Genomic DNA, 13,755 nt, shown 5'->3' with positions numbered 1-13,755 from the left:
AAAGTAAAAACCATAAGTAGTATAACCATAAGCATTACGGACAACACTCTGAAAGAAATGAATTGTCATATCTAAACAGATCTACAAAAATGGGTCTCTACACAAAAAGTCAGATACTTACAACCATCCCCCTAATACCCAACTTATTTAACAAACATTTTTTAAAGAAACTCAGCAAGACACACCTAGAACAAGATTAGAAATATAGACAAGCAAAAGCTCATGCTCAGCAAAGATCACGACAAACGTCATATAAACTAACCTAAATCAAGGTCAATAGATAAAGTCCAAAATCTAACACAAGTGAGTAAATGTACAATCAATGCAATGAGCTAAAGTCCTTGACTGCTCATCTAATTCTTCAAAAATTGTTGCACAATTTATTACCTACAATAAAACAAGGAACTTACTTGCTAACCGATAAAGTTTACGCACCCACTCCCAATACACTCTTAACCCAAACTTCCAAAGCTTTCAGCACACTACACCATCCATATTAGAAAGTAAAACTACTTTCAAGTACAATGCAAAAAATTCAAAGACCCACACTTTCAGATTGAGTAGTTCTTGAGAATTCAATCATTACTTAAAGCTAAGAGAAACAGGCAAAAAACTAGAAGTCCTGAACATTTACAGGAAAATTCATATAAAACTTATAGAACAAATCTAGCGAGGCGCTCGCGAAAAAACATGCAATTCATGTACAATCTAAATCGAGCGTAAAACTCAATGAGTTAAACATATAAGATCGGCAAACACCACAAAAGCAATCAGTTTATCAAAGACAATGCGCAAGGCAAGAGCACATATAAAGAACAAAACCTGAGCACTTATGTCGTAGTAACTGGCAGCACACTCCGAACAACAAAAGTACACATACCTATACTTTCACCAGTCATAAACCAGCTTTGTATCTCCTAAAAAACAAGAGGCCAGTGACATGTCTCCTAAATATAACAAAAAACAACATATGCAACCAGCAGAACATGGGATATAGAACACACGAAAAATCACAATACTAATCATTACGCGGTACTACAGACGTAAGTCTTACTGAATTTTACAAAAAGATCAAGTAGATAAGTTTTGCAGACACTAAAAATAAGCTTATAAAAGCATAACTATCAATACGTTACTTGCAACATATTACTCAGAATTCTCTTGTATACTTACCATATGACATTTATAATACCATTGTTTTTAGAAAAATTTTGAGATCGGTTAGTGCAAAGCAACATTAGTTACAGAATAAATGGTGGACTACCAATATCTGGACAAATCACTTGTATGGGTGCGAAGAACTTCGCTACAAAAGCGATGGTTGCTGCGCTTTTGTGTAACGATATAGTTACGCTTAATAATATTCCAAGAATTGGTGATGTAGAAATAACTGAACTACTCATAAAATCGATAGGAGCGGAGGTAACTTGGAAAGATAGCTCTACGATACAAATTGATTCCAGAAATCTTGATTCGCATATCGTTACTTTACCCGATTCAAAGAGTAATAGAATCCCTATATTGCTTTTGGGCATACTTCTTCATAGGTTTGGGCAGGCAGATGTTCCAACAGTTAGAGGTGACGAGATCGGCAAGAGGAATGTAGACTTCCATATAGATGCTATAATAAAATTTGGAGCAACCATTGAAAGTACTGGCTCCAAGTATTCAGCCTATGCACCAAATGGATTAAGCAGCACACACATCACACTGCCCTACCCATCTGTTGGAGCAACTGAAACCTGTTTATTTCTTGGTGTACTTGCAAAAGGTACTAGTGTGATTAGAAATATCGCAATAGAACCAGAAATCATACAGCTCATTACAATGCTAAGATCAATGGGCGCTGAGATTTTTTTGGATTCAGGCAGAAATCTCACTATCTATGGTGTAAAAAAGCTACGTAAGACTAATATTCACGCCATAGGAGACCGTATAGAAGCGGCATCATGGGCATCTCTTGCATGCGCTTCTGGAGGAAAAATCGAAGTAAGCGGCATAAGACCTGAGCTATTAGGAAATTTTCTTTCATATTATAACCAAATTGGCGGTAGTTACCAACTAGTTGATGCCGAAACTATCTTATTTTATAGTAAAGGTGCATTATCACCAGTTACAATCGAAACCGATGTATATCCCGGATTTTCCACCGATTGGCAGCAGCCTTTTGCAACACTTTTGACGCAAGCAAACGGCATGTCTGTAATACATGAAACCGTATATGAGCAGCGATTTGGTTATTTAGAAGTATTAAACAAACTAGGAGCTAAAACACAGACTACTAAGATGTGCCTTGGTTCATTGGATTGTAGGTACAAAGGCTGTGATTATGCGCATAGCGCATTGATACACGGCCCAACACCCCTTACGTCTATAGATGAACCTATAGACGTGCCAGATATTAGGGCAGGATTAGCTTATTTAATAGCAGCGGCTCTTGCAGAAGGAACAACAATTCTGACAGCTGCAACTCATATAGAAAGAGGATACGGAAACCTCATTGATAAGCTATCAAAAACAAATCTAGAAATAGAGCGTATTCCAACTTGAAGCTGCTTTTCTATATCACAGCAAACTTAGCTTTGATATTAGACTTTTACAAGAAAAAACAATATGGCACTGCCTTCACAGTATTTAAGCGAGGATTTAAATGGCATGATTGTTTAGAATAGCAGGAATACTAGTTAATTTCTGCTTCAAATACTTTTATATATTTGCGAAGAAATTAGCGAAGTAATACTTTAAAAATGAGGCCAAAAAAGTCTGCGCAAGTGCCTTTGCGGGCAGTGCCATGTAATCAACATTTTATTTTATAGCCAGTATGACGAAACAAGAAATAGCAAAGTATAAAGCAGATATAGAGCGCTCCCTGGAATTTTTGATGAGGTATCTTTGACTGGGATAATGCTTGCAAGAAACTAGATGATATAAATGCAAAGTGTGAAATGCAGGGTTTTTGGGATGATCAAGAATCTGCAAGGCGCACATTGCGAGATAGAAATTATCTAGACAAGTCAATAAAAGGTGTTTTATCACTCAAGCAAGATCTTAAATCTTGTATAGAGTTAATAGATATGGCAGAGCAAGCATCTGACCTTCAACTTTTATCAGAAGCTGAATCTTTGCTTCAAGATCTCAGCAAGGTTGTTCTCGAGAAAGAAATAGATTGCATGCTCTCTCACGAAGCAGATCAAAATGATGCATTTTTAGAAGTGCATTCCGGAGCAGGAGGGACAGAAAGTGATGACTGGGCTTCCATGCTATTTAGAATGTATTCCAGATGGGCAGAAAGGCACAAATATAAAGTGTCGATAGTACATTCAATGCCAGGAGAGAGTGCAGGCATTAAATCTGCAACAATAAAAATAGAAGGCGAAAATGCATACGGCTGGTTGAAAACAGAGAGTGGCGTACACCGCCTTGTTAGGATATCGCCTTTTAATAGTGCTGGAAAGCGTCATACTAGCTTTGCCAGCGTACATGTATACCCGGTAGTTGATGACAATATAGAAGTCGCTATCAACGAAACTGATCTTAGAATAGACACATATCGTTCTTCTGGCGCAGGTGGACAGCATGTCAATACTACAGACAGTGCAGTTAGAATTACGCATATTCCAACTGGGATAGTAGTACAATGCCAAAACAACAGATCTCAACATAGAAACAAAGAAGAATGTATGGCAATGTTGAAATCACGGCTATATGAACTGGAGCTTCGAATTAAAGAAGAAAAATTAAATCAACAAAATAAAAGCAAAACTGAAATAGGCTGGGGACATCAGATTAGATCATATGTACTGCACCCTTACAAAATGGTAAAAGATAGCAGAACATCTTATCAAGAAGGTGACACAGACGCAGTATTGGATGGGAAAATCGATAACTTTATATATCATACTATGAGGGATTTTGTGAAATATAACAGCAATCCCGAGCATTAGCTATAGTTACTGCATTCATGAGTGTTTGTGTGTAGGATTTGAAAGAGCATGATTTTTTAGAGTACCAGTTAATTTCTGAGTCAAATATTTATATATATTTGCGAAGAAAGTAACGAAATAATACTTGAAAATCATGCCAAAAAGGTCTACGCAAGTTGCTTTGCCTTAAGTGCAATATACGAAAATTAGCGCAGAGCTGCTACTAAGCTAAATTTTGTACATTTAATTTTTCGCAAAAATTTATTTGCGCGGCAAATAAATTTTTAACGGACAGACTAACTAATCGTCTTTGATACAAATAACTATCTTTGATGATAGATATACACTAGATTTTATAAGCGTTATACGCTTGCTTAGAATAGAATAATATAATGAAAAAGATCGATAACATTAGGAATTTCTCTATAGTTGCTCATATTGATCATGGCAAATCTACACTTGCAGACCGTCTAATTGAAACATGTGGCGGACTTCAAAGCAGAGAAATGACAGCTCAAGTCCTAGATTCTATGGAAATTGAGCAAGAAAGAGGAATCACTATTAAAGCTCAAACTGTTAGATTGCAATATAAAGCTCAAGACGGAGCGCAGTATATTCTAAATCTAATAGATACACCTGGACATGTAGACTTCTCATATGAGGTTAGCAGATCACTTGCTGCTTGCGAAGGTTCCATCTTAGTTGTAGACGCAAGCCAGGGTGTTGAAGCACAAACACTAGCCAATGTCTATAAGGCTATAGAGAACAATCACGAAATCATAGTTGCACTCAATAAAGTAGATCTACCTGCAGCTGACGTTGATAGAGTGAAATCACAGATTGAAGATGTGATAGGTTTAGATACTTCCAACGCAATTCCAATCTCTGCAAAAACTGGCTTGGGCATCCCTGAGCTACTTGAAGCAATAGTGCGATTTTTGCCTGCTCCTAGTACTTCTTCTGACTCGCAACTAAAAGCTATGCTTGTCGACAGTTGGTATGATCAGTATCTTGGCGTAGTGATATTGGTGAGAATTATAGATGGCGTCTTAAAAAAAGGTGCAAAAATCAAAATGATGGCTGCTGGCGCATCCTATAATGTGGAGAGTGTTGGTATATTCACTCCAAAGAAGGTGATGATAGAACAACTTGTTGCTGGAGAAGTTGGATTTATAACTGCTGGGATTAGAGAAGTTGCAGATTGTCATGTAGGAGATACAATTACAGATGAAAAAAATCCATGCAATGCGCCATTACCTGGGTTTAAAGAGAGTCAGCCTGTAGTATTTTGCAGTTTATATCCAACAGATGCAGGCCAATTTCCAATTCTTCGAGATAGTCTAGCTAAGTTAAAGCTGAATGATGCAAGTTTTCAATTTGAAATGGAAAGCTCAGGTGCGCTTGGTTTCGGCTTCAGGTGCGGATTTCTTGGATTATTACACCTTGAAATTATACAAGAACGCCTTGAAAGAGAGTTCGATCTTGACATAATCACAACAGCTCCAAGCGTAATCTATCATGTACACCTTAGGTCAGGACAAATAGTTCACGTGCATAATGCAGTAGATATGCCAGATCCAACACATATAGATTATATAGAAGAGCCTTGGGTAAAAGCTACTATTATGGTGCCAGAAGAATATTTGGGTTCCGTACTTGCACTTTGTATAGAAAAACGTGGAGTACAAGACAATATAACATATGTAGGAAATAGAGTGATGGTGGTATATGAATTACCACTTAATGAAATTGTTTATGATTTTTATGATAGATTGAAATCCTGCTCTAGAGGTTATGCAAGCTTTGATTGGGAAATCAGTAAACACTTAAGAGGCGAGTTAATAAAAATGAGTATACTGATTAATGAAGAAGTGGTTGATGCGCTGTCATTGATACTACATAAAAGCCGTGCAGAAACTAGAGGTCGTGAAATTTGCTTGAGACTGAAAGATTTAATTCCAAGGCATATGTTTTCAATCCCGATACAAGCTGCAATCGGTGGTAAAATAATTGCAAGAGAAACCATAAGCGCAATGAGAAAAGATGTCACGGCCAAGTGTTACGGTGGAGATGTGACACGTAAAAGAAAATTGCTTGAAAAGCAAAAAAAAGGAAAAAAGAAAATGCGCTCTATAGGACGTGTAGAAGTACCGCAAAGCGCATTTATTGCAGTCTTGAAAGTCGGGGATGGGAAATAAAAATCACTTCAAGAATGCTGCAATATATGCTAAAATACATTCGTCTTTGCAAAAAGACTATGGTAATAGAGGGTTGCTTATAATAGATATTTTGGACTCGGGGGCGGTACCCGACACCTCCACCATCTTATTTTGCGCTTTTACATTCAAGTGAGTTAATTTTTAGAAGCTTTAGATTACGTGAAAATTTAGTATATGCAGTGCTTTCATAGCATCTTGGCTACATGTGCAGACCTGCTTTTCTATTTTACGTTTCAATTTTAAGTAATGATCTTGATGTAAAATTCTTATGGGGGGTGAAACAGCTTCGACATGTATTCAAAAAAGCAATTGTTACTCAGGATGATACCTTCTGTGATGGGTCAAAAAAGTAAATGCAAATAAAGTTTTTGCACCTGCTAACGAAAATTTCGACAGCAGAGCTTTCGCTCTAGCTGCTTAATTTTCGCAAAGCGCGGTTCTTGGGGTTTTCCGGGCAACAGAAAAACCCCTTTAAATCATCTATCCGTAATAGCTCTAAGAAGTGCAGGATTTATCTTGGCATGCAAGCAATTATGATGAACCGAAAGTCCAGCAGAAAAAGTAACAAAACTGTAAAAAACCTTATGGATTTTTACTTCTGCAAAACGTACTACTTGAAGCCTTAAGTACGAATTTCCTTTAATAAAATTCGCAAGGTCCACTTGATCACGTTGAAGCCTTTAGCTTCAACAAAAGATCTTATCTACATGCTAATATTTGTCTCAATTCAAAAAATTTTTACTTCCGGTTGGTAGACTATTTACAATCTACACAAGTTTCAAGCTTCAGAACTCACGAACAAAGCTATCGATTTTCATTATAGAATTTCATACTTCCTTCATGCAACGGCACTATATTTTGCATTGATAACGTACTGCTCACTATCTCTATATTTGCTAGCGCTTGTATTATCATCTTAAGATATGTACTGTTTTCCACAATTGTTTTTGTTATCTTATAAACTGAATCTTCACTTGTTGCGTCAGTTGTTAAGAGCACAGCTTTTACTCCAACAGTTTCTATATCTTTTGGAACTCCCAGATAAACTCCACCTGGAATAGTAGTTTTTATAAATACTCCATCGTTTTCAATTACTCCAAGTATGGCAGGATCTGTTATTTCTATAATTCTCACTTCACAAAGTCTTGCAACTTTTTGCACTATCTTATTTGGAGTACCTGCTATAAGCAGCATTACATCTGTATACTTATTACACAAAGCTTCTGGCTGTTCCTCCACATTGAAATTTGTAATACGCTTGAATGTAGTATTGCTCCAACCTTTGATTTTGAAGATTAAATCTGTGAGATTTTTCACGTTAGTACTGATATTTTCTCCTAAATTTACGACCTTTCCAGCCAAATCATCTAATGACTTTATTTCACTTTCTGCTCGTACTACAATCACTAGCGGTTCCTCATGTAATGCTGCAACAAGCTTCAATTTATTATTTGGACCAAGTTTTGCAAATAAACCAGAGCCCAGCACTGCATCTCTAGTTAAGTCGGATTGAGCTATTGCAAAACTCACCTCTCCGCTTGATAAAAGTTGCAAGTTACGGAAAGATCCTGCACTGAGCAAAGCTCTGCAATCCATATGCAATTTATTCCTGTTATGATTAATAAGCCTACATATATTACTTCCTATCGGATAATACACACCTTGAGCTAACGCTGTTGAGATATCAATCAATGTGTTATTGTCGTCAGGAAATCTCCTGTGATTATTTTGTAAACTTTGTGCTAAAGGAGCAGTTTTTGTGACATCTTGCGGCGCAACATTTTGTTCTGCAGATTTCTGATCATCACATACCGCAATTTTATATCCAATAACTGATACGAAAATAAGCGTCAAAAATGCAATTCTTTTAGTTGGCATACCCATCCGTATATCTAGAATGAAGAATTAGGCTCTTTTCAAGATGAACTTGAAAATGCTCAGCTTAATATACTCTAAATGTTTCCTAAACTCATGCAATAAAAAATTTTATTAGCTTTTATGTTTAATTATTGTTTACCGCATCTAAGTCTGCGCTATATAATTAAATATATGACATCTCTGTTAAATTTATAATATTTGATTTATGTATCAAAATCAGACACAATTAAACTGATTTTTAGAGTAATATCTAGCAAAATTCTACTATGAATACTCCATGGAAATGAAAAGTTTTATGCATATACGAAATTAAACTTCAAAAAGAGCTATGAAGAACGCTATAATCAATACATAACGAATGATCTTTAAGAAGGCGCTAATTTTTGAAATATAGCAAGTATACAATTAGTAGCGGCTATAACATATTTACTCTATAAAAATGTTTGAATTTTATATTTCAAAAACTTTAGGAATGTCATTCATTACTAAAGTTGTACAAATACATTTTATATAATTTAGACAACAACATTAGATGATGCATTATCTTAAAATTTACTAAAGGTTTTGTAATCTCAACTCGAGTTATGCATAGTTTTTATAATGATGTTTTCAATATATTGCATAACTTAGCTACTAAGCCATTTTGCTATTTAATTATTAATATATATAAATAATACCACTTCAAGCAATTATCAAACAACTTATGCGGGATTATCATCATATATTGTATAAAATTTGCAGCGCTTATCTGATTTGAGGCATATAAATGTTGATTATCTGCAATTATAGATGTAGACAGTAGTATGTACGTTGAAGTAGGAGTTCTTCAATTTTCTCAAAAAGAAATTAGGTATACCCTTGTTAAACGAAAGAGTTGGTATTTGTTATGTAACACGAATATATGATAGATTTTTTCATCATCGTTGATTTTATATTTATGATTAGTTGCCAATGATAAAGTAATAAGCAACTCGCGTTACATTAGAAGCATTTCAAAGCACTAATTACGAGTATACTGAGATTTCAAGTATTTACTCACGCTTCATTCTTGAAGTATCCAGATGAAGTGTTGATATGTGTTTTTCTATCGTTTCTTAGGTCTTAAAATACAATTATAAGGAGTTATATGAATAATATTCGAAAGATAGTCGCGTTATGTTTGTTTCTTATACCTTTATATGCAGGTTATACGCTTGCTGAAGATTGCATTGAGAAACGTTACGTTTTTGAACTTGGCTCAGGCACTTCTAGAATGACTACTTATTTATTTAACAAATGTCAGGGAAATATTATAAAGGAAGTGGAACATCTGTCCAAAAAAATGGCATATCAAGTCTGTGTTTCTATATCTCCAGATAAGAAAATTGATGAAGATTGTATTAAGAAGGGCATAGCAACGATCAATGAGATGAAGAAACTGAATCAAGTAGACTGTAAATCTAGTAAATGCACTGGTTTTGCGACTGCTTGGGCTCGTAAAGCTTCAAATACTAGCGAAGTTTTGAAAGAGATAGAAGATTCTACAGATGTTCATATATATGCTATATCGCAGGAAGAAGAAGCTAAGATTGCATATGTAGTAACACAAGAAATATTATTGCAAAAAGGAGAAATTACAATTGATGATCCAAATATCCTGCTAATTGATATAGGAGGTGGTAGTTATCAAATCACAACAGTAGATCCAAAAACGAAGCGAAATTTGATATATAAAGGGAATATAGGAACTGAAATTTTAACACAGGAAATGAAAGTACGGTTTCCACAAAAGAAAGCGTCTATGATTGAATGCTCTTCTCTAAATGATATTTATAAGTTTTATGATAATAAAGTAAGAAAAACTCTCTCTGAAGATAAAGCGATAATGTCTTTGATCAAGAATAACCCTGAAATGAAAGCTTATGGAGTTGGTGGCGGTATAGTTTCTGGTTTAAATGTTGAATTTGCTCTTGCAAGCCCTGTGAAGCTGAAGGATCTAGAGAAAATAAATCAAGAAATCTGTGGTATGTCATTTGACAAGGTTGCTAGTTTATATCCTAAAAGAAAAGTAGAATATATGAAAACAACTCAAGCTATGTTTTTTCTACTGCATGCAATTATGAAAGGGCTTGGAATCACAGAGATGCATGTAGCTAGCAATGCAAATCCTAGCTATTATATAGTCAAGAAGGATGAATATTGGAATCATCTTAATCAATGATAAATGCAACTGCTAAATGAACAAACAGCAAAGTACATACATTGTTAGAAACAACATATTTGAACGTTTGTGGTTTTGTCATATAATTTTATAGTCTGTCCGTCAAAAATCTATTTGCTATGCAAATAAATTTTTGCGGAAAGTTAAATGTACAAAAATTAGCCTTTATGCGCGGCGTGGCCCTAATTTTCTGATATGCGCACTGCTTCACCAGTCACTTGCGCAAATGACTTTGGCCTGATTTGCAAAAATCTTAATAATACACCAAGGAAAATTCTTAATTTCAGAAAGCCTAGAGAAGATATTCTCCGGGCTGCACGATAGATTGTCGCACTTCAAATTAGAATGCACCATCCGCCAAAAATTGATTTTGCGCAAGCAAATAAATTTTTATAGAGAAGTTAAATGTACAAAAATTAGCACAGAACTTAGCACCGCGCTAATTTTTGGATATATTATTACTCATGTGCCTAAGCAAACACTGCTTTCACAAAATCCGTAAGATTTTTGCGTTTATTATAACATTTCCTTACGGATTTAAAGCGCTATTTTAGCGCTCCAAGCAGCATTTCATGCTTTTGTTCCGAGACTTTTTGCGCGCGTACTAGATAAAGATAAGTTTGAAATCACAATCGAGACTTACCAACGAAACAAGATATAACAAATTTATTTTATTTCATCGATGATTTTAGCAGCAAGTGTAAAAAAGAGATGAATAACAGAACAATCTCAGAAAGGTACAAGCATACATCTGACGAGAATACCAACCATATTGCTAATCCATAATTTGTGTTCTAAAAAAATCATGCATTCAAAATCAGTGCGCGTGCACTTACTTAAGGCAGCGCCTTACAAAATACACAAGTAGCATTTTGACTATACCGCAGGTAAATAAAGAGTTGGTATTTAATATGTAAATACGAAGTTAGACTCCAAAAAGAGTTAGGAAAAATGCAAGGCAAGTGTATAGGAATCAATACATAACAAGCTATCTGACTACGCCAATTTTGAAAAGTATTACAAGTATATATACAATCATCATCTTGAATTGATATAATGTTTCCTTTCATTGATCTTCATCTATATTAAATATAAAATGCTCAATTAAAGATAATCACAGTACCAAATTAATCTCGTCTTTTGCTCCACTTATTATATATAGTTTCCGGTTCTTATGTCTTATAAATGCATGCACTGCAATGAAACTTTTTTCGTATTGTCAGATCTAGGTAATTTTTGTTGCATTGGATGCAAAGTAGCTCACAATTTAATAAAATCGCTCGATTTGAGTGACTACTATAAATACTGCAAAAATATTTATAATACAAATCCAATACGCGTTAATGACGCCATCCAAAATAATATAAATTATGTAGCAAGTGTCTCTAAAGATGAAAAGTCCGGGTGGAACAATATTGTACTGTCGGTGGAAGGGGTTTATTGTGGAGCATGTGTTTGGTTAATAGAATCTAGCCTAAATGCACAAGGATATGTAAACTCTGCTAGACTTAATATGACAACCAATAGACTAAGCTTGGAGTGGAAGGGAGACGCTAAAAAAATTAATGATATCATATCCATTATAGAAAAACTTGGTTATAGAGCAGTTCCATTTGAAGTATCTGAGATGATTGCAAATTCTCTCAGAGAAGAGAAAGATTTACTAAAGCGCTTGTTTATCTCAGGCATTGCAGCAGCACAAGCAATGATGGTAGCAATGGTAATATGGATAAGCCATTATTACGGAACAATGCCAAAGTACACAAGGTATGTACTACATGTTGTAATAGCAGCAATCAGTATCCCTGCGATTATATATTCATGCAAGCCGTTTTTTTATCCCGCATGGCGCGCTATTAGAAACTGGCGCAGTGATATGAATATACCAATATCTATCGGCATAATTGGTACAACATTAGTTAGTATTCAAGAAACAATATTAATGAGAGATTACACATATTATGATGCTGCAATTAGCCTTGCGTTTGTTCTATTGATAGGACGATATCTAGATTTAAAGGTAAGAAATAGAGCAAGAGCTGCAGCTAGACAAATGTTACTCAGTCAACCACAGTATGTTACTATAGAAAATGGAAATCAACTTGAGATAATTAGGGTTAAAGACGCAAAGCTGGGTCAGGTCGCAATAGTAGAGAGTGGAGAAAGAGTACCTATTGATGGGAAATTAATTGATGAATTTGCATCCATAGATGGAAGCATTATCACAGGAGAAACAGTACCAAAAGATATATCACTTGGCGAAATGATATATGCAGGCAGTATAAACATTGGCAATACCATCAAAATTAGAATAGAAAAATTAAGCGATCAAACAATCTTGAGTGATATCATCAAACTCATTGAAACTGCAGAGCGCAGCAAAGCAAAATATGTTAGGGTTGCAGACAAAATAACAGAGTTTTATGTTCCTATAATTCTTATGCTTTCTGCTATAACTATCTTCTTCTGGGCATTTATAATAGAAATATCCATTACAAATGCTATTCTCTATGGAGTTTCTGTTCTAATAGTTACATGTCCTTGCGCACTTGCACTTGCGGTTCCAATTGCACATGTTATCTCTAATCTAAAACTGATGAAGCTTGGATCATTCATAAAATCTCACGATGCTTTAGAAAAATTTGATCAAGTAAACACTATCATTTTTGACAAGACCGGCACATTGACTAAAGGCATAGTGCGTATGCATGCACATAACATACATGATGAAACCTTGAAAATTATAGCATCAATCGCCACCAAGAGTAAGCACCCGATATGTATTGCGATTAGAGAACAATATAAAGGTGACATTTTAGATATAAATGTAAAGGAGGAAAAAGGACTTGGGTTGCTTGCCAAATACAATAATAAATCTTACAAGCTTGGAAACAGAAGCTGGTGCGGTGTAGAACATGATATTGGACTCGATGATGATAAAATGGAAACCTGGTTCGCAAGTGAAAACTCAGATCCTATAAGATTGACATTTGAAGATGAACTAAGACCAGAAGCAGTAGATGTGATCACAAAACTAAAAAAACTGAAGTTAAGATTGATTATACTATCTGGAGATAGAACAAATACTGTAAAAAAAGTTGCAGATGCAACTAATATACTAGAGTATTTCTCTTGCAAAACACCTAGTCAAAAATATGAATTTATCAGAAATATACAAAAGTTCGGAGGAAATATACTTATGGTTGGTGATGGACTAAATGATGCAGCCGCACTGAGTGCCGCTGATATCTCTATGTCCCCAGCTTCAGCCATTGGAATAGCACAAAATAGTGCAGATATAATATTTCAAAAAGATTTATACGCTGTGATTGAAAACTTGATGATTTCTAGATATTCATCTATAGTGGTAAAACAAAACTTTTTTGTTGCATTTTTATATAATATTATCACTGTACCAATTGCTATGTGCGGATTGATCACTCCAGTCATAGCATCGGTTGCGATGTCTACGTCTTCAATAGTAGTTGTACTGAATTCTATGAAGATTAACTCACTCTTTATCAAGAAAGATTAA

General features: G+C 35.1%; 6 protein-coding genes and 1 other RNA gene. 6 read left to right on the top strand and 1 reads right to left on the bottom strand.

Annotated features, from left to right (window positions below; genetic code table 11):
* The first annotated feature begins 1,224 nt into the window (after positions 1-1,224).
* The 4 genes from murA to ssrA all read left to right on the top strand — a co-directional run bounded on the left by murA (position 1,225) and on the right by ssrA (position 6,615).
* Complete coding sequence (gene murA / locus AACL20_RS03550) at positions 1,225-2,550, top strand: UDP-N-acetylglucosamine 1-carboxyvinyltransferase (RefSeq protein WP_339051682.1); 1,326 nt, start codon at positions 1,225-1,227, stop codon at positions 2,548-2,550.
* Between the two features lie 271 nt (positions 2,551-2,821).
* Positions 2,822-3,944 (top strand): peptide chain release factor 2 gene (prfB, locus tag AACL20_RS03545; RefSeq protein ID WP_339051681.1). Its coding sequence is split into 2 segments (ribosomal slippage): positions 2,822-2,893 and positions 2,895-3,944, totalling 1,122 coding nucleotides; the frame shifts between segments, so codons are not numbered across the junction.
* Between the two features lie 371 nt (positions 3,945-4,315).
* Positions 4,316-6,121, top strand: a complete 1,806-nt coding sequence (lepA, locus tag AACL20_RS03540) for a translation elongation factor 4 (RefSeq protein ID WP_339051680.1) — start codon at positions 4,316-4,318, stop codon at positions 6,119-6,121.
* Positions 6,122-6,124: 3 nt separating this feature from the next.
* Positions 6,125-6,615, top strand: a transfer-messenger RNA (tmRNA) gene (ssrA, locus tag AACL20_RS03535).
* A gap of 331 nt (positions 6,616-6,946) precedes the next feature.
* Here ssrA and AACL20_RS03530 read toward each other — a convergent pair.
* Positions 6,947-8,020: a TAXI family TRAP transporter solute-binding subunit gene (locus tag AACL20_RS03530; RefSeq protein ID WP_339051679.1), complete on the bottom strand. Its 1,074-nt coding sequence runs from the start codon at positions 8,018-8,020 to the stop codon at positions 6,947-6,949.
* A gap of 1,126 nt (positions 8,021-9,146) precedes the next feature.
* Between AACL20_RS03530 and AACL20_RS03525 the strand changes: the two genes are divergently transcribed.
* Both AACL20_RS03525 and AACL20_RS03520 read left to right on the top strand, forming a co-directional pair.
* Positions 9,147-10,220, top strand: a complete 1,074-nt coding sequence (locus tag AACL20_RS03525; protein WP_339051678.1) for a hypothetical protein — start codon at positions 9,147-9,149, stop codon at positions 10,218-10,220.
* A 1,426-nt stretch (positions 10,221-11,646) separates the two neighbouring features.
* Positions 11,647-13,755, top strand: coding sequence for a heavy metal translocating P-type ATPase (locus tag AACL20_RS03520; RefSeq protein ID WP_339051677.1), 2,109 nt, complete (start codon positions 11,647-11,649; stop codon positions 13,753-13,755).

It is taken from the genome of Candidatus Lariskella endosymbiont of Epinotia ramella (assembly GCF_964019805.1).
Classification (GTDB): domain Bacteria; phylum Pseudomonadota; class Alphaproteobacteria; order Rickettsiales; family Midichloriaceae; genus Lariskella.
The sequence above is the reverse complement of the archived record's forward strand: the minus strand, read 5'-3'. Positions and strand labels throughout refer to the sequence as shown.